At 66.0% G+C, this 21758-nt stretch carries 18 protein-coding genes; 13 read left to right on the top strand and 5 right to left on the bottom strand.

The window, feature by feature from the left end:
* Positions 1-46: 46 nt before the first annotated feature.
* The 7 genes from AWC08_RS33025 to AWC08_RS32995 all read left to right on the top strand — a co-directional run bounded on the left by AWC08_RS33025 (position 47) and on the right by AWC08_RS32995 (position 9549).
* On the top strand, positions 47-4351 hold the full coding sequence (locus AWC08_RS33025; RefSeq protein WP_069434152.1) for a glycohydrolase toxin TNT-related protein: 4305 nt from the start codon (positions 47-49) through the stop codon (positions 4349-4351).
* Positions 4348-4599: a hypothetical protein gene (locus tag AWC08_RS33020; RefSeq protein WP_069434151.1), complete on the top strand. Its 252-nt coding sequence runs from the start codon at positions 4348-4350 to the stop codon at positions 4597-4599. Before AWC08_RS33025 ends, AWC08_RS33020 begins: the two co-directional genes overlap by 4 nt.
* 61 nt (positions 4600-4660) lie before the next feature.
* Positions 4661-6190, top strand: coding sequence for a hypothetical protein (locus AWC08_RS38850; protein WP_232007932.1), 1530 nt, complete (start codon positions 4661-4663; stop codon positions 6188-6190).
* Positions 6187-6798 (top strand): hypothetical protein, encoded by a 612-nt coding sequence (locus tag AWC08_RS33010; protein WP_069434149.1) that lies wholly within the window; start codon positions 6187-6189, stop codon positions 6796-6798. Before AWC08_RS38850 ends, AWC08_RS33010 begins: the two co-directional genes overlap by 4 nt.
* Before the next feature lie 211 nt (positions 6799-7009).
* On the top strand, positions 7010-7336 hold the full coding sequence (locus AWC08_RS33005; protein WP_142283951.1) for a hypothetical protein: 327 nt from the start codon (positions 7010-7012) through the stop codon (positions 7334-7336).
* Positions 7337-7371: 35 nt separating this feature from the next.
* The gene (locus tag AWC08_RS33000) at positions 7372-8757 is read left to right on the top strand and encodes a hypothetical protein (RefSeq protein WP_069434148.1); all 1386 of its coding nucleotides are present in this window, start codon (positions 7372-7374) and stop codon (positions 8755-8757) included.
* 21 nt (positions 8758-8778) lie between these two features.
* Positions 8779-9549 (top strand): ESX secretion-associated protein EspG, encoded by a 771-nt coding sequence (locus AWC08_RS32995; RefSeq protein ID WP_159460045.1) that lies wholly within the window; start codon positions 8779-8781, stop codon positions 9547-9549.
* Between the two features lie 6 nt (positions 9550-9555).
* Here the strand turns inward: AWC08_RS32995 and AWC08_RS32990 are convergent, their stop codons facing one another.
* From AWC08_RS32990 to AWC08_RS32980, 3 genes are all read right to left on the bottom strand, one after another.
* Entirely contained in the window at positions 9556-11037 is a 1482-nt protein-coding gene (locus AWC08_RS32990; RefSeq protein WP_156803100.1) for a hypothetical protein, read from the bottom strand.
* A 37-nt stretch (positions 11038-11074) separates the two neighbouring features.
* Complete coding sequence (locus tag AWC08_RS32985) at positions 11075-11398, bottom strand: hypothetical protein (protein ID WP_142283949.1); 324 nt, start codon at positions 11396-11398, stop codon at positions 11075-11077.
* Between the two features lie 148 nt (positions 11399-11546).
* On the bottom strand, positions 11547-12350 hold the full coding sequence (locus AWC08_RS32980; RefSeq protein WP_069434145.1) for a hypothetical protein: 804 nt from the start codon (positions 12348-12350) through the stop codon (positions 11547-11549).
* Between the two features lie 132 nt (positions 12351-12482).
* On the opposite strand from AWC08_RS32980, the gene AWC08_RS32975 reads away from it, so the two are divergent.
* The 4 genes from AWC08_RS32975 to AWC08_RS32960 all read left to right on the top strand — a co-directional run bounded on the left by AWC08_RS32975 (position 12483) and on the right by AWC08_RS32960 (position 17466).
* Positions 12483-13508, top strand: a complete 1026-nt coding sequence (locus AWC08_RS32975; RefSeq protein ID WP_065136536.1) for a hotdog fold thioesterase — start codon at positions 12483-12485, stop codon at positions 13506-13508.
* 69 nt (positions 13509-13577) lie between these two features.
* The gene (locus tag AWC08_RS32970) at positions 13578-14783 is read left to right on the top strand and encodes an amidohydrolase family protein (RefSeq protein ID WP_069434144.1); all 1206 of its coding nucleotides are present in this window, start codon (positions 13578-13580) and stop codon (positions 14781-14783) included.
* Positions 14784-14935: 152 nt separating this feature from the next.
* A complete protein-coding gene (locus AWC08_RS32965; RefSeq protein WP_065136534.1) occupies positions 14936-15361 on the top strand; it encodes an anti-sigma factor antagonist in 426 nt (141 codons plus the stop codon).
* 140 nt (positions 15362-15501) lie between these two features.
* Positions 15502-17466 carry a SpoIIE family protein phosphatase gene (locus AWC08_RS32960; protein WP_069434143.1) on the top strand — a complete coding sequence of 655 codons (1965 nt, stop codon included), beginning with the start codon at positions 15502-15504 and terminating at the stop codon, positions 17464-17466.
* Between the two features lie 6 nt (positions 17467-17472).
* Here AWC08_RS32960 and AWC08_RS32955 read toward each other — a convergent pair whose 3' ends face one another.
* Both AWC08_RS32955 and AWC08_RS32950 read right to left on the bottom strand, forming a co-directional pair.
* Positions 17473-18708: an acyl-CoA dehydrogenase family protein gene (locus tag AWC08_RS32955; protein WP_085088769.1), complete on the bottom strand. Its 1236-nt coding sequence runs from the start codon at positions 18706-18708 to the stop codon at positions 17473-17475.
* The gene (locus AWC08_RS32950; protein ID WP_065136531.1) at positions 18705-19826 is read right to left on the bottom strand and encodes an acyl-CoA dehydrogenase family protein; all 1122 of its coding nucleotides are present in this window, start codon (positions 19824-19826) and stop codon (positions 18705-18707) included. The genes AWC08_RS32955 and AWC08_RS32950 overlap by 4 nt, the downstream gene beginning before the upstream one ends.
* Positions 19827-20010: 184 nt before the next feature.
* Between AWC08_RS32950 and AWC08_RS32945 the strand changes: the two genes are divergently transcribed.
* Positions 20011-20853, top strand: a complete 843-nt coding sequence (locus tag AWC08_RS32945; RefSeq protein WP_065136576.1) for a hypothetical protein — start codon at positions 20011-20013, stop codon at positions 20851-20853.
* A 170-nt stretch (positions 20854-21023) separates the two neighbouring features.
* Positions 21024-21632 carry a hypothetical protein gene (locus tag AWC08_RS32940; protein ID WP_082986683.1) on the top strand — a complete coding sequence of 203 codons (609 nt, stop codon included), beginning with the start codon at positions 21024-21026 and terminating at the stop codon, positions 21630-21632.
* Positions 21633-21758: the final 126 nt, after the last annotated feature.

Genomic DNA, 21758 nt, shown 5'->3' with positions numbered 1-21758 from the left:
CGTGACCTGCTTTTGGCCACCCTCATCCGTCCCCGGCGGGTGATCGGTGGGCATCGAGATTCCCGGCTGGTTGCGGTGGGTGGGCGACCTGATCGGCGAGCCGTTTCCGGAAGGAGACGAGACCGCGTGCCGTCGCCAGGCTGACCGATGGCGGTATTACGCCGACCAATTGGAGTCCCATAGGGAGGGACTTGCCGCCGCTACGCAGACGACGCTGTCCGGATTCAAGACCGGCGAGATTCACGACACGCTGGACCGCCTGCTCAAACCCTACGGGTCTTCGATCGACCAGATTGCCGGTCAGCTGCGACAGTTGGCCGACGCGGTCGACAGTGTGGCGACCGAAATCGAGTTCGCCAAGGAAATGTTCATTGCGAACCTGGCTGCGCTGGCGGCGACTCTGGTGGCCCTTGCGGCGTCGGCGTGGATCAACTGGGGCGCTCCCGTCGAGGCCGCCGCGGCCATCGCGGCCATCGAACTTGTAATCAGCCAAGGGATTCGGGCCGCGGCCGCGAAGGTGGCATCCGAGGCCCTGGCCCGGGTCATCGCGCAGCTCGTCACCCGCGCATTGGGCGGTGCGGCGATCAACGCCGGCATCTCGGCCGGCCTCAACGCGGGGATTCAGGGCCAGCAGATGGCGCAGGGCAATCGGCCCGACTTCGATTGGCAGTCCTGGCGAAACGACGTGGCGTCCGGTGCCATCTCGGGCGCTGTCATGGGCCCGGTCATAAGGGGAGCGCACGATTTCGATGCGGGCTCCGCGCTGGGTAATCGCGCCAAGAATTTCGGCGCGTCCTTCGTCGGCAATGCCGGCGGCGCTGCGGCAGCGCAGCAGGCCCTGACCGGGCACGTCAATCTCGCCGATGCCCTCGGCGCGGGAGCAGTCTTCGGTGCGGTGGACGGGGTGCGAAGTCCCGGCGTGCACAGTGGGGGCCCGGAGACGACCGCGTTGACGGGTGACCGGCCGGGCGCACCATCAATCGGGCCCTTTCCCGCGACGCCGCTGATCGAGTCTTCGGCGACCGTGCCCGGCCACTCCACCGACGGTACCGGCGCACGGCCGGCCGAAGTCGACGTGCCTTTGAATTTGGGGTCACGCCCGCACGACCCAATTCCTCTGAGCCCCAACGAATTCAACAATCCAGCCGCGCCACCGCAGACCACCTCCGCCCCCCATACCGGCGCCGGCGACGCCCCCGCCGGCGTTTCACCGTCCACCGCGCCACCCTCGGCCGGCCAACATGCCGCAACCGCGTCGGGGGGATCACCTACCGCGCCGCCGGCCGGCCATGCCGGCCCGTCGACGGCCAATCCGCAGGTGCCGGCCGCTCGCGCCGGCCTTTCCGACTTAGCCGCACCAGCCGCACCTCCGGTGCGCGGGGCCGACGCCGCCGCACCGGCCGGTGCGGGTCTTCGAGAAGTCGCCGACACGCATCCGGTGCGCGGCGGGAACACAGCGGCGCGTGAAAGCGTCGCAGTCCCTCACCACGAAATCGCGCGCGAGGCAACCCCTCCGCGCGATCTGCCCACACCGCGCGACGCACCGCCGCCACGTGACCCACCATCCCCGCAGGACGCCCACCGCGCACCCGAGGTGCAGCCACGACGCGACGCTGTGCCGCCACCCGACGGACAGCCGCCCCGCAACGGTCAAAGGCGAGCTGGCGACCAACATGGTCGCCTAGACCCACGCGACGGCCAACCGGTCCGGGCGGCCGGCCGGGATCCGGGTGGCGATGTCGCGCGCCATGTGGACGAGCCCGCAGAACCGGGGAACCTGGCCCCAGGAAGCGACGACGGTGCGTTAGACGCTCCTGCTCCTGACCCGGACGCCGGCGACCGCGGGCGCACGGTCGCCTCTGACCCGGATCCCGAACACGCGCTGGGTGTAGCGAATGAGGCACTGTGGAAACGCATTCCGCCGGTGAGTCCCGACGAGGTTCGGCATCACCTGGCGGACAGCACCTTCGGTGAGCAGCGGGCGAGCGACAACGCCATCTGGTGGCGCGAGCTCAGCGGCGAGGAACAGCGCGCGCTGATCGACTCATACTCCCGCGAAATCGGTAACGCCGAAGGGATTCCGGCCTGGGCGCGCACCGAGGCGAACGAGCACCAGCTGTCCCGGTTGCACGACGAGTTGCAGGCTCGCAGAGATGCGGGCGAGCATCTGAGCCGTCGAGAGGTCAAGCAGCTGAGGCGCTTCGACCAGATCCGAAACACCCTCGACAACGCCCGCGCCGAACTCGCAGGCCACGGTGAAGTCCACATCCTTGCGTTTGATCCGCACGCCTTCGGCGGAGACGGCCGGATCGTGGTCAGCGTGGGACACGACCCCCACCACGCCGAGTCGGTCTCCTGGCATGTTCCCGGGATCACCACCACCATCGCCAGCCTCGACATCAACCTCACGAATGCACTGAACCATCTCGAATCGACCCGCAGAGAAGACCCCCACCTCACAGCCTCTTCGGTCGCATGGATCGGTTATGACGCGCCGAGCGGTAAGGGATTGATCCGGACGCCTTTTCGCGGGCTGGCCCGAGCCGGAGGGGCCATCCTGCGAGGCGACATCGCAGCTTTCAACTCCGCCGTCAATGTCATCCGGGGACGCCTCAACGACAACCATGTGTTTGGTCATTCCTACGGTTCCACCACCACCAGCTTCGCCGGCCGCGACGGAGGGCTGGCCGGACATGTCCGCTCCGTCACGCTGCTGGGCTCGCCGGGTGCCGCAGGCCAACACCGCGCCGGCGACTTCAAGATCGGCGACCGCGTCTTCGTCGCATCGTCATCACGTGACCCGGTGACCGCGGCCGGTGCTCGCACTCCCATATGGCGTGGAAGGGTTCGGGGCATCGGGCTCGGAATCGATCCCGCCATGCACAGCTTCGGGGCGACCCGGATCACCGCCGAATTCCCGCACCACATGGACAATTGGGACACCAAGGGCACTCACACGGCGTACTACGCCTTCGATGCCAAACTCGGGGTTCGCGCCGAGTCGCTCGCCAACTTCGGCCGCATCGCCGCGGGTCACTTCGACCAGGTACAACTCGAGCAGCATCGAACCGCGCGCCCGTGGTGGGGCGCGGGCAAACTCACAGATGAACCCGCCGTGGGCCGTCCGCTTCGGCTGGAGCCGACGAACGGTGAACCGTATTCGGTTCGCCGCCGGGTCTGGGACCCTGACTGGCACTCCGGTGATGCCGAACATTCCCCACAGGTCGACGACCTGCGTCACCGGGTCGACGTTGCGCACGACGGCGGGTGCGCTCACAAGGTCAGCGAATTTCTCCGCGAGCGTTACGGTCGCGACATCGCACTGCAGACCGAGTCGGTGCCCCCGGGCGTACCCGCCAGGGATCTGTTCGAGGCGTGGGGATCCGCGTCGCGGTTTGCGAGCTACAACGAAATCCACGACGCGTTGATACGCCATGGTGACGGGTCGGCCGCGCTGATCGCGTCTCAGTGGGCAGGAGGTCCCGGGCAAGGAGGACATGCCTACGTCGCAGTGAACGACCGCGGCGTCGTCTACCTCCACGACAGCTTCGAGCAGTCCCGATGGCCGCCGTCCTGGGGCCAAAACGCGGTCGACAGGACCGCCGTCGGCTACTTGGATCGGCACGGCGACCCGATCGACCCCCTGTCCGGACGGCCCGACCAGCTGCAAGCCGCCGAGTCGGTAGGACACGTGGCGGGTGAGGAAACGTCCGCCGGTGACGACAGCCATGGACCCGCGGCCCCGCGGCGCGATTACGATGCCAACGGCCACACAATTCCCACCGACCGACTTGTCCATCCCCAGGCCGATCTGCTGGATCTGAGCCTGCTGGACAGCGCGGCTAACAACCCGCACCGGGTCAGCGATGCGTTGGCACCAGGCGTACCCAGCACACATGCGGAAGTTCAGCACATGGTTCCCGACAGCTACGACCCGCACGCCGGCCTGAGCCAGGATGCCTGGAATGACAGGTACTGGCCAACCGGCAACCGGGACGCACACGGCAACCCGGAGCTAGTCTGGCCGGACCCCGGAGTACATCCGCAAGGTTTCCTCACTCCCGAGTCACGCACTCCCGTCGTGCTCAATCCGGGACAGTTCTTCGATCGATTCGGGCCGGCGTTCGGCGTGTTCGGCTCTCCTGTGGGCACGTCGTTTCCCGAACGCGCGTTGCCGCCGCACAGCCTCGACGCAGGCTTCCATCGCTATGAAGTGCTGCGCCCCGTTCCGGTCTGGGAGGGTCATATCGCACCCGCCATGGGCCAGCCCGGCGGCGGTGTCCAGTACTACTTCCCGCGCTCGATCATCGATCTGGTGAATGCCGGCTACCTGAGGGAGATCCCGCTGTGAACCTGGACGAACTGGCACGCGTACTGGAAGCAATCGGCATTTCTTCCCAAGTACTGGCCTTGGGCGGTCATGCTGATTATTCGTGGTGCATCGAACAGGCTCCGGACGGTGCGTGGGAGGTGTACTGGCTGGAGCGCGGAAACAAGAACGGGCTCGTCCGGCTGCTCACCCAGACGGACGCGTGTTACCAGTTGCTTGGCCGGTTGGCCTACAGCCAGCTACTCGCAGGCGCGATTCGGCCCGCATGAATGTGACACGTCGAATGTCCCTCGGCGGGGCGCCTCAAATACCGCACGACGCAGGCGGTCGGTGACGGTGAGCATCAGTGCTGCCCAGGCGATTGCCGCAGTCAGTGATTACATTCGGGCGGCGGGAATCGACTATCCGACAGTCGGTTTGCGAGCCGACCGCTTTGAAGCCGGCTGGTCGGTGTACGAGCCGGTCCACGTCGATACCAACGATCCGAACGCGTTCCTGATGATGCCGGTCGATCGGGCGGTGTTCTTGATCGGCGACAGCGGACGGATTGAGCAGACGTCGTCTTCGATGCCGCCACAGCTGGCACGGCAACGGTTCGCCGAGCGGGAGCATGCCCTTGCCTCACGGAGGCATTTCACCCGCCCAGAGGACTTCATCACCGATTTGGCCGAGTCGTTCAACCAGGTGTCGACCGGGCACCAGTCGGTTGCAAGCGACTTCACGATGGTTGATGACGGCCCGGCGCCCGATCCGGAGTCGTCGCACCGCGATGAACAGATTGGTGAGAGAGCTTCAGCGATGCTGGACCCCATCGCCCAGGAACTGGCGAAGCTGGGGCCAGCGGGCTGGCAGGAGTTCACCTCAGTTTTTGCGCTGACGGTGCGAGGCGGCAGCGCGCAGTGTGTGTTCGCCACCGAAAACGGGTGGCAGCCGGTCACGGTGCCGCGCCATGTCATGGAACTCGTGCAGGCCCAGCGGGAGACAAGCGCCCAGATGTCGGCCGGGCCCTGGTGGCGATTGCTGCTCACCGTAACGAACGACGGCCAATTGAGAGCCGACTACGACTACGGAGACCAACCGTTCCCCGAAAACCAGCTACAGCCCCCGGACAGCTATCGCGACGACATCGTCGCCTACCCTCGCCCCCGGCTACCTGTCTGGCTTGCCGGCTACATCGCCGGGCCCGCCGCTCAGGGGCGTACGCCGGCCCAAGCTACGGCGGCGGTGGCGGCGGATCGGGCCGCCGGCCGTCGCGCCGTCGAAACACAAGACATCGAACCGCTGCCCGACACCTGGACCCGATGGTCGGTGCTGGCAGCGATCTATTCGGGAGCCCGTTCGCAGTGGGGGCCCCGTATCGCCCCGGGGTTGGCCTGGTACGAATCCGACGCACGCAGCGGATCGAGTTTGTATGTCCTGCCCGACAATCGAGCGGTGCTGTCGGGCGGACGGTGGAACTCCGAGCTGCTGGTTGCCGCCTACCAGGGCGGGCAGCAGCTACCTGACCTCTACTGCGGGGCACCCGCCTGGATCGACGATTCAGTTCTCAACACCCGCAACCGCAACGGCCTACTGAGCTTTTGCTACTGGTGGGTTGACGGCCGCTGGTGGCGCGGTGCCACCGACACCTTCGACGAACTCGACGAACCGCTACCGGTCATCTGGACACCCGAAGAAACGGTGGACGCCATGCTTGCCATCGTCGGTCCGGGCATGGAATCCGCCTGCTACCGGCTTCTCTCGAAAGCAAAGGGCCGTGAAGTCGACAAGGACGACCTTGCCGCCGTATTCGCCCACTTCACGAACCCGGATCTCGACACCGCACTCGAACAGCTCGAGAGCGCGGGCCTGACCCGATGAGCCCGGCCACCGATACCGCGCTCACCATCGCCGGATTCGCCGTCAGCGCGCCATTCGTGCTCTTCTTCGGCCTGCCGTTCGGTGTCTTCACTGCCGGTGTCGCCGTGGATCAGCAGCAACCCCGCCCTGGCCGACGCGACACGCTGCAGCGCGCGGTAGCGCTGGCAGTGCCGACGTGCCTGCTTTTCGGGATCTACATCGCGGCACTGGCTCTGGCCTGGACGGCGAGCGGGCCCACGTTCTACTACCCGCTGGTCGCGGTTCCCCTCGGTTTCGCAGCGTGGTACGCGACCCTCGTCGGACTCACCGACTGGGTGCAGTACACCCGAATGGGCGGGCCATTCGTGGAGAACCCTCAGGCTGCGTTGCGCCGTGCTTTCGCCTCTGAGACCATCGACGATTCCGAACGGGCAGTGAACGTTGTGATCGAGCACCTTCGTAAGGCGCGAATCGCTTATCCCACAACAGGTTTGGTGGCAGACCGGTGCGGTACCGGCTGGGTGGTCTACCACCCGGCGACCGCCTCGGGCACACCTGCGGGGCGCGGGGTGTTCCTCGTCGGCAGAGACGGACGCGTAGTACAGCGGGCATCGCCCCCACCCCCGTAGATGGCACGCCGAAGAACCGCCGAGCGAGAACGCGCACCGGGGCGAGACGACCGGGGGCGAAAATCTGGCGCGGAATAGTGCTGACCGCGTGTCTTATGCTGGCAGAACGTATCGTTGGCCACCGGGTCGGCGCTCGGCACCAGCGATCGTTGCGGGGGAACGAGGGGAGATATCTGCCATGTCTGTTGACGAACCGCCGTCCTTGGGGTCGTTGACCGATCCGACCCGACAACTGCGACAGTGGGGGCAGAACGTACCGGAGGACATCCTCAAACTCGACCGGGCAGCGATGAGCCAATGGTTCGCCGCGGCAGGACGACTCGTGGATGCGCTGAACGAACAAGCGGCCGCCGCCAGCAACCTGAAAATCAACGAGGGCGTCGTCGGCAACTTCCAGTCAGCAAGAGTCACCGCTCGCAATCTGAATGACACGGGCGACGCTATCCGACAGCGGATCAGCGAGTATGCAGCCTTTGCCACGGCACTGCGGGACTTCTCCAACGCGGCATACAACGCGCTCCTCAACGCCGACCGTTGAGGAATGTCGGCCATTGACGATTCAGAGCTTCAACAATGTCCAATGATCCCGCCGATCTAGAGTGGACGGTTCACGACGACCAATATCTCGGCGACCCCGGCCCCGAGGACTATAAGCTGCCCCACCTCATCAAGTCGTATATCGGCCAGACACTTTTCAACGACTTGAACAACCTCGACAGCACTAAGAACGCGGGTCAGGCGATCAAAGCTGCCCCACTGGAGCACATCAACACGTTCTTCGAGGGATATGACGGTTTGAAGGACGCCGCGGACGATATCGCGGTCGGACACCATAACCTCTGGAAGGACATCAGCACCGCGCTACAACGCGCTCACGATGCCTTCCGGGATGCGATTGCAGCAGCCGAAAACAGCTTGTCGGGTGCAACGGCGGCGGCCGTATTTCAGAAAGCCAGGGAATCGCTTGACTATCTCACAGCGCTGACCGACGCGACCCAGCGGATGGATCCGCTGGTCGACACGTTTTCGCGGGACATCAAAGAAACGCGTGACTGGTTCATGACCGCCAAGGCACAGTTGGACACCGATGCCAAAGCCAGGGCCGCGTATATGGACATACCGGAAAACGAGGCCAGAGACGACCTACTTGTAGCTCATTACAACCGTGAGGCTCAGCAAACAATCCATGCGTTTTACAACCCACCCATCGAATGGATCGGCCAACGGCATCCCGACATGTCGGCCGGACCGCCACAGGTCGCGGGCTCTCCTTCACCCGGCGCGGGCGGGTTGGGCGGCGGGCCCGCTGGCGGCCTGAAGCCCGGCGGTCTGGGAACACCGGAAATTCCGTCACCCGGTGGACTCGCGCTACCCGCCGCGACGACACCGCAGCCCGGCCCACCGACCATGCCGGCGAATGGGCTTCAGGGCCTCGGCGACGCCGCGAAGGGCGCCGGCGACGCGGCCGACAAAGCGGGCCAGCAGGCGCAGAATGCCGCCGGCCAGGCTGGCAATGCCCCCAACCAAGCACTCGGTCAGACGCCGAAAGCCGGGCAGGGCGACACGGGTGGCCTGCCGGAGGGTGTGTTGGGTTTAGGGCCAAGAGGGCTCAAGGGCGCGACCACCGGTTCGGAATCGGGCGCGCGCGCCGGAGGGGCCGGCGGTACGGGCACACGATCTCCTGCCGTCAGCAGGCCGTCCAGCCAACTGACGCAACCGAGCAAGGCTGTCACGCCCGCGCAGGCCGCGAGGTCAGGGGTGGCTGCCGGAGGCGGGTCAGCCGGCGCGGGCACGCCAGTCGCCGGTCAGCGCGGCCAAGGTGGCGCCGCCAAAGAACATAGAATCGGCAAGGCGATGCGCCACACCAAGCACGGCCAAGAGGTGATCGGTGAAACCGAAGGGGTGGTTCCCGTCGTCGGCGACGAGTCCAAGGGCGCCAATCCAACAGATCGGATGTAAACAAGCGCAAAGCAATTCATCGTGAAGCGCACCGCGTTGAGCCGAGTCGGCAGTCTCGACCTGGTCGACCTGCAAGCAATCAGCGACAGCCTCGGACGGGACTTTCTACCGCACCCGTTTGTCGTGACTCGGCCGTCACGCTTCGGCAGTTTTCAGGAGTACCGGGCCTATGTGGCGGCAGTTCCCGATCGGCTCGCCCACGGCGATCTTGTTGACATGAGCAGGTGGCTTAAGTCATACGTGGAGGCCGATATCCGGGTCGAATGCGTTGTCAGCATCGTCGGCTCCCAGCGGGGACGGCTATTGGCACATCGCCGTGGTCAACTGGGATTCATCGCCGCCCAGAACCCGGGGGACCATTGTGTCGACATCTTCGAAGTACCACCTTATGAGCTCGGCTCGGCAGTAGCCGGTTCACTCGCACATACGCAACCCGGCATGCACCCACGAATCGTCATTCCCGATTTAGTGCGGCAACCACCTCAACGCGGCATACCCGTTGAAGGGCGGTCAACAGTCCGGCAACGCGATAGCGCGTTTGGTCTACCGTCGATATCTCGGACGGCGGTGACGCGGTACACCCGCATTCAAAGTCGTTGGCAGCCAGCGCGAAACTGGGGATTCGACCGTCGCAAGACCACTGTCGCGTGCTTAGCAGTCAAGAACGACGGCGACTACATCTACTCGCCAGGGTTCGACTACCTGACGCCGATGACCGTCCAGAATCTTCGCGACCGGATCGACGCCATGATCGCCGAGGACATAGCCAATCTGCGCGAGTCACGTCAGTGACGACCGCTACTTCGGAGGTTCCCGCAGCGAAAAGACCATGTCCCGGTCATGGTCCACTTGGATCAGGCCCGTGCCTACCTTGTGGATCCAGGTCTTTCCGGTTATTTCCCAACGGCTTTCGCAGTTCTTGGTGTCGATGGCCACGTAGTGGGACCCGTCGCCGCTATGGCTGTTGGTGACCACGACGGTTCCATCGGAGGCGGCGTAGTCCGGCCCCAGGGCCATGGTGCAGGTAGCACCGGGCGCTGCGGTCTGCAGGTCCCATTGCTGCCAGGCAGATTCCGTGCCGTCACCACTGCCCGCTGTCCTGATGTACACCTTGGCGCCGATGGTCATGAAATTAGCGGCCAGGCCGCGCGACGGGATCGTCGTCACGAGTTTGCCTGCCGCATCGTAGATCTGGAAGTTGCCACCCACCACGAGCGTCAACATCGCGGCGTTCTGCTGCGGGTAACTGCGCTCGGGTGCCTGCCGACCCACTTCACGTCCGGTGGCGTCGTACATCCGGGTGCCCGTTGCCGTGCCCGCGTCCACCTGGTAGGCAAACCCGCCGTTGTATACGACAGCCTCCTCCAGTCGCGTGCCGGAAGGCGCTGTGGGGGTCAGGTCTTTGCCGTCAACCACCGAAAAGACCTGATCTCCCCGCTTATCGCTGGGAGACTTCACCGGTTGCACGGCAAGAGTCAGTGGCGGAATGTCGGGATTCCAAGCTCCCGGATCTTGAATCTCCCCGCTGCCGGGCAGGAACCAGGTCAGCTCGGCATGTGCGCCGATACCGTGCAGACCCTCTCCGGGGCGCGCGGCCAACAGGTAAGAGGGGCCGTATTTGTAGCCCACCGCCTCGAGTTGGAGGCTACCGCCAATGATGCTGGGATTGAGGGTGTTTGGCCCGTGATACGTCAAGGCGCCGTGGTCGAGGTCGATCACCCATGCTCCCGGTGGCGGGAGATGAGCTTCCTGTCCTTCGGTGCGGCTCGTGCAGACGGCCACCGCAGGACCATTGCTATGGCAATCCGAGTTGGTGCCGAAGAAGCCCGGCAGCGCCAGCGGCGGGAAAAGCCGTGCACCAGTCGTCGTTTCGAGACCGTACACCCAGCCCGTCGGATTGAGGCAGGACTTGTCGCAGCCCTCCAAGGCGATGAAGTAGGCCTTGGTGCCGTTGCGGGAGAACAGGTCTCCGACCTTGACCCCGGGCGGCAGTCCGATGTCAGCGCCGCTGACCTGCCAACCCGGAACGGGTTGGCGATTCAGCGGAAAAGACACGAGCAGGTCTTGCGGTGTCCCGATGGGTGGGGATCCGGCGGGTGCCTCGGCGCCATGGCTTGGCGCATTACGGCACAACACCACGACAACCCCTACCGCGACAACCGCAAGCATGACGACGACCGCCGCACCGATCCACCAGTAACGCCGCGCGCGCCGCTGCGGTGGCGGCGGCTCGACCCAGCGAAACCCCTTCGGCGGCATCGAGGATTCCGGCACCATCACCACCCGCCCTTCGACAGTGTCTTGGCGATCACGCTAGTCATGGCACCGGAGCCGACGCGATCCGACAGACCTGCAACTCGCCGCCGCGCACCCCCAGCACGAACTGAACGCTGACGTCATTGTCGAAGTGCGTGCTGATGGTCCAGAGCGACTCGTGGCGGCCGAGCGCCCCCGTGGAGACCACGTGCATCGGCTTGCCGAGCGCCTCCTTCTTCCGGACCGCACTGACCTCGGCGGTCACAGTGCCCTCGTTATCCGGGCACGTCAGCGCCTCGAGGTTGGCCAGGTTTCGTGCGTTGCGTTCGCGCACCCACGCCCGCACCGTGGAATCGGCAGCCTCGTAAGCCTGCGATTCGCTCATCGAGTCACTGACCGCCCTCGGCCGTAGCGTCGGCCCGTCTCCATGGTCTCGACCGACGACCGCGACCACCAACAGCGCGATCGAAGATACGGCCGCGAAAGACCAAAGACACAACATGATTCGCGCCCGGCGCCGGGCCCCACCCAATTCAGCGCTGGCCATCGCACACCTTGAGCGTGCCGCCTTCGTCGGAGAAGGTCACCGTCTCGAAGAAGAACCCGCCATGGGCCTGCGCCTCCTCGACTTCGCGCTTCATCCGGTCGTCGATCGGCCGGATCCGCACCGCCACTTTCACCCACACTGCCGCCCCGTCGTCGCGGAACTGGGTCAACGCATCGGGAAAAACCAGACCCTGGTCCTGCCCGTAGTACGCGATGGTGTTGATCCAATCGCTAAGCGACTGCGTCGGATGAGCGCAGGACAGTTCCCGCATGCGTGCGGCGTCGCCATGGTCTTCGGCGGCATACCATTCCTCGAGCACCGCGAACGCCGCCTTGGCACGTGCCGGGGGTGGCACGGCGAGCACACCCAGGCGAGGTGGCTCCGACCGCCGCCATCCGACCGCAAACACCACCGCGGCTGCGGCCAGACAGGACACCGTGATCGCCGCCAGTACGCGCTGCGGCCACCGCCGCGAAACACCGCGCGCACCATCATCTTTGCGCATTGACAACGTCCCGTCGGACCCGCAACCGATCGACAGGCGCCGCCACGACGAGCCATTGAACACGGCCTGACGGTGGTATTCACTGAGCACTTCGACCGCTTGGGGAGACACCGGCAATTGCACCACCCGTCCGTCCGCCGTCACCGTCACCTCCGACGATGCCGCGTCGAATGCGATATTCAGGCGCGTCCAACCCGGCGGCGCTTCGCCAAGCACCAGGGCAACCGCCTGCTCTACCAGGCCACGATCATCGACCGCTCCCCCACCAATGGCGCCGGCGTTCACGGGTCAACCCTACCGACGGAGGCACGCGAAGCCGCGGATCTGAATCGCCGCGGCTCCCACCGTGAGCATACGAACGCGCACAGGCGGTAACCTCATTCTCACAGGTTCTGACGCCTGAAGAGGAGACTGCCCATGGCCGGCCCTGCCGACGAAGCCGAAGTCACCCGCGCCGACCGCTTCATCAAGACAGCGGTCGAGATCCTGGGCGAGACCGGACGCACGGACTTCACCGTCCAAGAAGTCGTCGCCCGCTCAAAAACCTCGCTGCGCGCGTTCTACCAACATTTCGCCAGCAAGGACGAACTGCTGCTGGCGCTCTTCGAGCGCACGATGGCGCAGGCGGCGCAGACCTGGCGCGCCGAGACCGCCGACCTGAGCAGCACCGCGGCGCTCAAGCTGATCATCGACCGCGTCGGCGCCCAACCGGAGTCCACGACGCAGGACAGCCTCAATCGCGCGCTGAGCCTGTACAACCAGAACCTGGCCGAGACCCGGCCCCGCGAGTACGCCCGGGTCTTGTCGCCCCTGCACCGACTGATGCGCGACATCATCGTGCAGGGCATCACCGAGGGCGTGTTCAACCCGGGCCTGGATGTCGGCGCAGCCGCGGCGATCGTCATGCAGACCATGGTCGGCGCGCTCCGGTTGCATTGGCTGGGAACGGAATTGAACGGTACCCCGATCGACTCGGGCCAGCTGTATGACTTCTGCAGCCGCGCTCTGGGTATCCGTGAGACCGACGACGAGACCCCGGAACCCTCGCTGGCCGAACTGTTCGCGCAGATCGGGTTGCGCCCGGCCAGCTTTCACGATGGATTCGCGATGACGATGCCGGTCAGCCCGCAGGTGGTCAACACCTCGGGTGCCCTACAGGGCGGCCTGATCGCAACCCTGGCCGACGTGGCGGGCGGCCAGTTGGGTCTGGAGTACTTGCAACCGGGCACCGCGATGACGACCTCGGACCTGGTCATCCGCTACCTGCGACCGATCAGGCAGGGCTCGGCCCTGGCCGTCCCGAAGGTGCTGCGAGCCGGCCGGCGCTCGCTGGTCATGCAGATCGACATCTACGGCGACAGCGACAGCGAGCTCGCCGCCACTGCCACCGTGAATTTCGCCATCATCGGCAACCCGGACCGCGAAGCCGCCGCCGACCGCTGACGCCCCGCTTGCACCGGGTGGTAACGTGATTACCAGACACTGAGATCCGGACTTCTACAGGAGATCGCCATGCCGTCTCGCGAACTTCACTTCCCCGTCTTCGACGCCGACAACCATATGTACGAGCCGCAGGAAGCGCTGACCAAGTTCCTGCCCGAAAACCGCAAGCGTGTCATCGACTATGTGCAGGTGCGCGGCCGCACCAAGATCGTCGTGCGCGGCCACATCAGCGAATACATTCCCAACCCGACGTTCGAGGTGGTGGCACGCCCCGGCGCCCAGGAGGACTACTTCCGCAACGGCGCGCAGGGCAAGTCGTACCGCGAGATCCTCGGCGAACCGATGAAGGCCATCCCCGCCTTCCGCGAACCGGGCGCGCGCCTCGAGGTCATGGACGAGCTCGGCATCGACTACGCCCTGATGTTCCCGACGCTGGCCAGTCTGGTCGAGGAGCGGATGAAGGACGACCCGGAGATGACGCACGACGTCATCCACGCGCTCAACCAGTGGATGTACGAGCAGTGGTCGTTCAACTACCAGGACCGGATCTTCGCGACCCCGGTGATCACCCTGCCGATCGTCGAGCGCGCGCTTGAGGAACTCCAATGGTGCCTGGAGCGCGGCGCGCGCACCGTCCTGGTCCGCCCCGCGCCGGTGCCCGGCTACAAGGGCAGCCGGTCGTTCGGGCTCGAGGAGTTCGACCCGTTCTGGCAAGCCTGCATCAAGGCCGAGCTACCGGTGTCGATGCACGCCTCGGACAGCGGCTACTCGGAGTTCGCGAACGTGTGGGAGCCCGGCGACGAGTTTCTGCCATTCAAGCCGACCGCCTTCCGCAGCTTCGCGATGGGGCACCGGCCGATTCTGGACGCGATGGGTGCGCTGGTGTGCCACGGCGCCCTGTCCCGCAACCCGGAGCTGCGCATCCTGTCGATCGAGAACGGCGCCGACTGGGTGCCGGACCTGTTCAAAGGCCTCAAGGGTGTCTACAAGAAGATGCCGCAGGCGTTCAGCGAGGACCCGATCGAGGCATTCAAGCGCTGCGTCTACATCACCCCGTTCTGGGAGGACCGGTTCACCGAGATCGTCAAGATGGTGGGCACCGACCGGGTGCTGTTCGGCTCCGACTGGCCGCACCCAGAAGGGCTGAAGGACCCGATCTCGTTCGTCGACGAGCTCACCGACTTCGACGAGGCGGACATCGCAAAGATCATGGGCGGCAACCTGATGAAGCTCATGAAGGTGTCCGCGCCGGCCAAGAAGCCGGTGTCGGCCTGACGTCGCTGCTCACGGTCTTCTACCGATCTGGCCATTCGCCCTAAACCGGCAATAGTTTCTGCTATACACAAGGCATCACGTTGTCTTACGGGCGCGCAGTGGACATTCCATCGGGGGGATTTTGCCGGCGCGGCCCTCAATGGGGGTGCACGATGAACCTGGGTCCATCCGACTCTTTCTCGATCCCGGTGCAGTTGAGCGACCGGTTGTCCCTGGAGCTGGGTGAACCGGGCAGCACACTGCGGGCCAGCACGGTGCGCAGCGGCTCGGCGGTGGTCATCCGCGCCGGCGGCGAAGTCGACGCTGCCAACGAACACACCTGGCGTGGGCTGCTGGCCGAGGCTTCGGCAGTGGCCAGCCGGCCCGGACCGCTGATCGTCGACGTCAGCGGACTCGACTTCATGGGCTGCTGTGCGTTCGCGGTGCTGGCCGACCAGGCGGAGCGCAGCCGCCGCCGCGGCGTCACGCTGCGGCTGGTCAGCAGCGACCCCGGCATCGCCCGCATCGTGGACGCATGCGGGTTCGGGCACATGTTGCCGGTTCACCCCACGACGGAATCGGCGCTGTCCGCGGCGTAGCTTGAGCGGACGCCGCGCCGCTCAAAAATTTTGGTGCGTGGTAGATGTCCCGCACATTGCTAGTCTGGATGTGTTGCTTGACGCTGTCGTCAACGCACCCGACTTGTTTGCTACATCGGTCCGCGGGAGGTACGGCCAGAATGTCGGCCGAGATGGACTGGGACGGAACGGTGGGCGCGGCTGATGACGTGCGGCGCATCTTCGAGAACATCCCGGCGATGGTGGTCGGCCTGGACGGGCCCGAGCACCGCTTCATCGCGGTCAACGCGGCCTTCCGCGCCTTCAATACAGCGCTGAACATCGTGGGCAAGACGGCCAAGGAGATCTATCCGGAGCTGGAAGGCCAGCAGATCTACGACATGTCCGACCGGGTCTACCACACCGGCGAGTCGCAGCAGGGATCCGAATGGCGGCTGCAGGTCGACCTGCAAGGGTCCGGACTCGAGGAGCGGTACTTCGACTTCCTCGTCACGCCGCGGCGCGCGCCGGACGGATCCATCGAAGGCGTGCAGCTGGTGTTCGACGATGTCACCGCCCGTGTCCAGGCGCGCCTGGCCTCAGAGGCACGGGTAGAGGAACTTTCGAAGCGGTACCGCAATGTCCGCGATTCGGCCATCCTGATGCAGCAGACGCTGCTGGCCCCGTCGGTTCCGGTCGTTCCGGGCGCCGACATCGCCGCCGAGTACCTCGTCGCGGCCGAGGACACCGCCGCCGGCGGGGACTGGTTCGACGCGCTGCCCCTCGGTGACCGCCTGGTGCTCGTCGTCGGCGACGTCGTCGGCCACGGGGTCGAAGCCGCCGCGGTGATGTCACAGCTGCGCACCGCCCTGCGGATGCAGCTGGCCACGGGCCGCCCGATCAACCAAGCGCTGGAGGCGCTCGACGACTTCCACGAGCACGTGCCGGGGTCGAAGTCGGCCACCCTTTGCGTCGGTTCACTGGACCTGGCGACAGGCGAGTTCCAGTACTGCACCGCCGGGCACCCGCCCCCGCTGATCGTCGCGGCCGATGCCAGCGCGCGTTACGTGCAACCGTCGGGTGGCGGGCCGTTGGGCAGCGGCACGGGCTTTCCGCTGCGCAGCGAGACCCTCGCCATCGGCGACGCCCTGCTGCTCTACAGCGACGGCCTGATCGAACGCCCGGGCCGTCCGCTGATGGCCAGCACCGCCGAATTCGCCGACCTGGCGGCCAGTATCGCCGCCGGCACCCGCGGCTTCGTGCTCGACTTGCCCGCCCGGCCCGTCGACCGGCTCTGTTCGGAAACACTTGAATTGCTCTTGCGTTCCACGGGTTACAGCGACGACGTCACCTTGCTGGCGGTACAGCGCCGAACGCCGACGCCGCCCCTGTACATCATGTCGGATGCCACCATCCACGCCGCCCGGGCGATCCGGTCCAAGCTGCGCGACTGGCTCTCCGAGATCGGTGCCGATTCCGCCGACATCTCCGATGTGGTGCATGCCATCTCCGAATTCGTCGAGAACGCGGTCGAACACGGTTACGGCACTGAGGTTTCCGACGGCCTGATCGTCGAAGCCTCGCTGGGCGGCGACGGCAGGCTGCGAGCCTCGGTCGTCGATCGTGGGGAATGGAAGGACCATCGTGAGGGAGAAAAAGGCCGCGGCCGCGGCCTGGCGATGGCCGAAGCGCTGGTGAGCGAATCGCACGTCACGCACAGCCTCGACGGCACGACCGCGTCGCTCAGTCACCGCCTCACCAGGCCGGTGAACTTCATCAGCGACCCGGTGGCCAGCCGGATCAGCCAACCGCAGGAACTCGACAGCGAATTCGTTTCACTGGTCACCGACGACGGCCGGATCGTGGTTCGCGGCGAGGTCGACTCGAATACCGCAGCTACCCTGGATCGCCAGATTGCCGTCGAAAGCCGTTCGGGCATCGCATCTTTGATGATCGACCTGAGCGCTGTCACCCACCTCGGGTCAGCCGGGGTCAGCGCCCTGGCCGCGGCGCGCGAGCGTGCCCGCAAACAGGGCGGCGACTGCGTTCTGGTGGCACCGCCGGGAAGCCCCGCCCACCACGTGTTGTCGCTGGTTCAGATTCCCGTCGTCAGCGGCGACTCCGAGGACATCCTCGTCGAAGACTGACCGGGACTACCGCGGCTTGCCGTGCCGCACCTGATTGAACGGCACGCCGCGGTCGGCTGCGTATTCCCGCGGGAAGTTCAGCACCCGCTCGCCGATCACGTTGCGGGCCATCTCGGTGGTGCCGCCGCCGATCGCGACCGACTGGCGTGACAGGTAACGAAGCCCGCATTGCAGCCCCTCGCCGACCTCCCCCACCACGCCGGCGGCCCCGGCGAGCGCAAGGGCGGTGTCCATCTCCAGCATCACCGTCTCCGCGTGGAAGAGCCTGATCAGCGTTCCGCCCGCCGGCGGCAGTGAGCCGTCTTGGACACTGCGGTAGACATGACTGATCAGCTGCTCGGCCACCGCGCGATGCACCAGGGCCCGGCCGGCGAGTTCCTGTGCGCGCTCGCTGTCCGGCTGACCGGTCCGCGCCAGCAGGTCGGCGTAGTCCACCGGCGTATTGTGTCCGCCCTCGCTGCCCGAGCCGCTGGCGAACTCCGAGCCCTGTCCGACGGCGCGGCGTTCGTGATAGAGCTGGCGTGACGCCACCGCCCAACCTTTGTTCACCTCACCGACCACCGCGTCGTCGCCGACGTCCACTCCGTCGAGAAACTCCTCGCAGAACTCCGCACCACCACTCACCTGGGTGATGCGGCGCAACGTGATCCCGGGGTGGTTGATCGGCACCAGGAACATGGTCAGCCCGTCGTGCTTGGGCACGTCCCAGTTGGTGCGCGCCAGGCACAGTCCGTAGTCGGCGGCGAACGCGCTGGTGCTCCACGTCTTGGCGCCGTTGATGACCCAGCGGTCGCCCTGGCGTTCGGCGCGCGTGATCACCCCGGCCAGATCCGATCCGCCGCTGGGCTCGGACAGCAACTGCACCAGGACCTCGTCGCCACGCAACGAGGCGGCGATGTGCTGCTTCTTCTGCTCCTCGCTGCCGGTGTCGAGCAGCGTGGCGCAGCAGATGGTGAAGGTGGGGATGTTGAGGATCAACGGCATTTCGTAGCTGAGGGATTCGACGTCGAAGGCCCGCTGGTATTCGTAATCCAAGCCGAGGCCGCCATACTCACGCGGAAAGCAAATGCCGGCGAATCCTCCTGCGTACAAACGCCTTTGCAGCTCACGCGCGCGCTGCCAGGACTGCTCGGCGTCGCGCGGCACGGCCGGCGGCGATTCCGGATCGATGCGCGGCATGTGCTCGGCCAGCCAGCTTCTGGCGCGTGCGGCGAAGTCGGCGACGGTCTCCACGGAGCTCATTTCACACCAGCCCGGTACACCCTGACGTTGTGCTCCTCTGGGGTGCCGAACATGGAGCGATACAACGTGATTCGTCTCAGGTACAGGTGCAGGTCGTGCTCCCAGGTGACACCGATGCCGCCGTGCATCTGCACGCACCGCTGCACGATCTCACCGCCCACCTCACCGACGTAGGACTTGGCGATGCTGGCCGACAGACCGGCGTCCGGCGCACGCGCGGCGATATCGGCGACCGCCGCGGCCGTCGTCGCGCGGGCGGCCTCCAGCCACAGCTTCATATCGGCGAATCCGTGTTTGAGCGCCTGATACGACGCCAGCGGGCGGCCGAAGCTGTGCCGGTCCAGGGCCCATTGCACGGTGAAGTCGAAAACGGTCTGGAGTATGCCGACCGATTCAGCGCACTGCAGCACCTGCGCGATCTGGCTCTGCCGGTCGATGATCCCGGCGGACTCGGTGGCACTCCCGACCTCCGCCGTGGCCACCGCTCCGTCGAACTCCACCCGCGCGAACTGCTTGACCAGATCGACCGATTGCAGCGGTGTGATCCGCACGCCGGGCGCATCCGTCGGCACCAGAAACTGGCGCACACCGTCCTCGCAGCGCGCCACCACCAACAGCACCGCGCTCTGCGCGCCGGCCTCGACCCGGTCCTTGGTGCCGTCAATGCGGTATCCCGACCCGACCGCGGTCGCGGTCGCTGTCGGATCATCAGGGGCCCAGCCCCGATGCGGCTCAGACACGGCCCAGGACGCCACCGTTTCCCCAGAGATGAGCGATTCAATCAAGGCCGCATGGGTGTCGCGCTGCGCGCAGTCCGCCAGGGCGGCGAGCACGGTACTGACCGGATACAGCGGCCCGGGCGCCACCGTCTTGCCCAGCAGTTCGGCGACCACGGCCAGATCGGCCAGCCCGTCACCGGAGACGCTGCCGCCGCCCAGTTCCTCCGGAACCAGCAGGCCCGTCCAGCCCAGTTCGGCAGCGCGGCGCCACCACGCCGGATCCCACGATGCGCCCGCGGCATGCAGTTCGCGGACATGACGCAGCGACGCTTCTTTGGACAGAAAGGCTTGGCTGGTGGTGGTAAAGAGTATCTTTTCGGGTGAGTCGACAGCGGTCATGATGCCGACCGGACTTTCCTCGGCATTCCGTCGCCGTCGCGAAGGAAGCTGGGGGAAAAGATTGGGTGATTGATCATCCGCCTGATCGGTCCTCGTCGGAGTTCGCTGGCGACTCCGATGTTACCAATGGGCGATACCGTAAGAGATACCGGAGTTCAGTCGATAATGACGATCGGTGGCCGTGATGGCTGAGACAGACGACGGCGCGGTGCCGTCGAAGGCCGATGTGCTGGCGCTGGCCGAGGAGGCCGAGGCCGAGGCAGCCGAAGCCGAAGCGCTGGCCGCCGCGGCGCGCGCTAAGGCCCGTGCCGCCCGGCTGCGCCGTGAAGCGCTCGCCGCGGCCGACGACGACGACGATGACGACGACTATGAGTACGACGAGTCGGAGGACTACGAAGACTACGACGAGTCCGAGGAGTACGAAGACGCCGACGACGACGAAGACCGGGAAGAATACGACGAGTCGGAGAACTACAGCGAGGTCGAGCCCGAAGCCCCGGCGAAGCCTTCGCGCCGGGACCGGATCCGCGGCGCCGTGCGGTTCCCGAGGCTGTCCACGATCGCCAAACTGGCGGCGGTACTGCTCATCCTGGGCTTCATCGGCCTCAGCACGTACTTCATGTGGCAACACCACGAGGCCACCGACCGGGAGCAGAAGGCAGCGGCGTTCATTGCCGGCGCCAAGAAAGGCGTAGTCAATATGACCTCGCTGGACTTCAAGAAGGCCAAGGAAGACGTCCAACGAGTCATCGACAGCTCCACCGGCGAATTCCGCGATGACTTCCAGCAGCGGGCCGCCGACTTCACCAAGGTGGTCGAACAGTCCAAGGTCGTCACCGAGGGAACCGTCAACGCGGCAGCGATCGAATCCATGGACGGCCGTACGGCTCAGGTGCTGGTGTCGGCAACCTCCCGGGTCACCAATTCCGCGGGCGCCAAGGACGAACCCCGCGCCTGGCGCCTGCGGGTGACCGTGACCGAAGAGGACGGACAGTACAAGATGTCGAAAGTCGAGTTCGTGCCGTGAGCGACGACGTGCGCGACCGGGACGCGAACAAAGATGCCGAAACCGCAGTGATCGACACCGTCGGCGAAGAGCACGACGCGGGACTCGACAGCTACGCCGACGACCATCCCGACAATTACGCCGACGACGCCTACGCGGACGACGACGCCTACGTGGATGACGACGCCTTTGTGGACGACGTCGACGGGGCCGCGGCGGCCGACGTCGAGGACGAGACCGAGGTTGCCGCCGGCGAGGAGGCCCGGCCCGCCGAGCCCAAGCGGAACTGGCGGCGCGACATCTGGCGCCGGCAGATCACCGTGAAGCCCATCCCGGTGATCCTGATCGTGCTCGTCCTGTTGTCCGGTGGTGTGACAGCGTGGCTGTACGCCCACTACTACAAGCCGGATCAGCGGACCAGCCCCAGCGTGGCACGCGCGGCGGTCAGTGCGGCCTCGGACGGGACAGTCGCATTGCTGTCCTACTCCCCCGACAGCCTCGACAAGGACTTCGCCGCCGCCCGCTCGCACCTGACCGGTGACTTCCTGTCGTACTACGACCAGTTCACCCAGCAGATCGTCGCTCCCGCGGCCAAGCAGAAGTCGCTGAAGACCTCGGCTCACGTCATGCGTGCTGCGGTGCAGGAACTGCACCCCGACTCCGCGGTCGTGCTGGTGTTCGTGGACCAGAGCACGACCAGTAAGGACAACCCCGAACCGTCGATGGCGGCCAGCAGTGCGCTGGTGAACCTCGCCCTGGTCGACGGGAAGTGGCTGATCACCAAGTTCACGCCGGTTTAGCCGGGCCCGTCCATGTCGCCGAGCGTGAACTGAGGGCGGGGAATCGCGCCTCAATGTCAAGTGGTTAGTGCAACGCGGTTAGGCGGCTTGATCGAGCAGGGCTGCTAAGCGTTGGGCGGGGGTGTC

The sequence above is a fragment of the Mycobacterium gordonae genome (genome assembly GCF_002101675.1).
Lineage (GTDB): Bacteria > Actinomycetota > Actinomycetes > Mycobacteriales > Mycobacteriaceae > Mycobacterium > Mycobacterium gordonae.
This window is presented reverse-complemented; position numbering and strand designations above follow the sequence as displayed.

Coding starts and splice junctions, on each gene's coding strand:
- AWC08_RS33010 (WP_069434149.1), top strand. CDS start 6,187: ATGAGCCCGGCCACCGATACCGCGCTCACCATCGCCGGATTCGCCGTC.
- AWC08_RS33000 (WP_069434148.1), top strand. CDS start 7,372: ATGTCCAATGATCCCGCCGATCTAGAGTGGACGGTTCACGACGACCAA.
- AWC08_RS32985 (WP_142283949.1), bottom strand. CDS start 11,398: ATGAGCGAATCGCAGGCTTACGAGGCTGCCGATTCCACGGTGCGGGCG.
- AWC08_RS32975 (WP_065136536.1), top strand. CDS start 12,483: ATGGCCGGCCCTGCCGACGAAGCCGAAGTCACCCGCGCCGACCGCTTC.
- AWC08_RS32970 (WP_069434144.1), top strand. CDS start 13,578: ATGCCGTCTCGCGAACTTCACTTCCCCGTCTTCGACGCCGACAACCAT.
- AWC08_RS32965 (WP_065136534.1), top strand. CDS start 14,936: ATGAACCTGGGTCCATCCGACTCTTTCTCGATCCCGGTGCAGTTGAGC.
- AWC08_RS32960 (WP_069434143.1), top strand. CDS start 15,502: ATGTCGGCCGAGATGGACTGGGACGGAACGGTGGGCGCGGCTGATGAC.
- AWC08_RS32955 (WP_085088769.1), bottom strand. CDS start 18,708: ATGAGCTCCGTGGAGACCGTCGCCGACTTCGCCGCACGCGCCAGAAGC.
- AWC08_RS32950 (WP_065136531.1), bottom strand. CDS start 19,826: ATGACCGCTGTCGACTCACCCGAAAAGATACTCTTTACCACCACCAGC.
- AWC08_RS32945 (WP_065136576.1), top strand. CDS start 20,011: ATGGCTGAGACAGACGACGGCGCGGTGCCGTCGAAGGCCGATGTGCTG.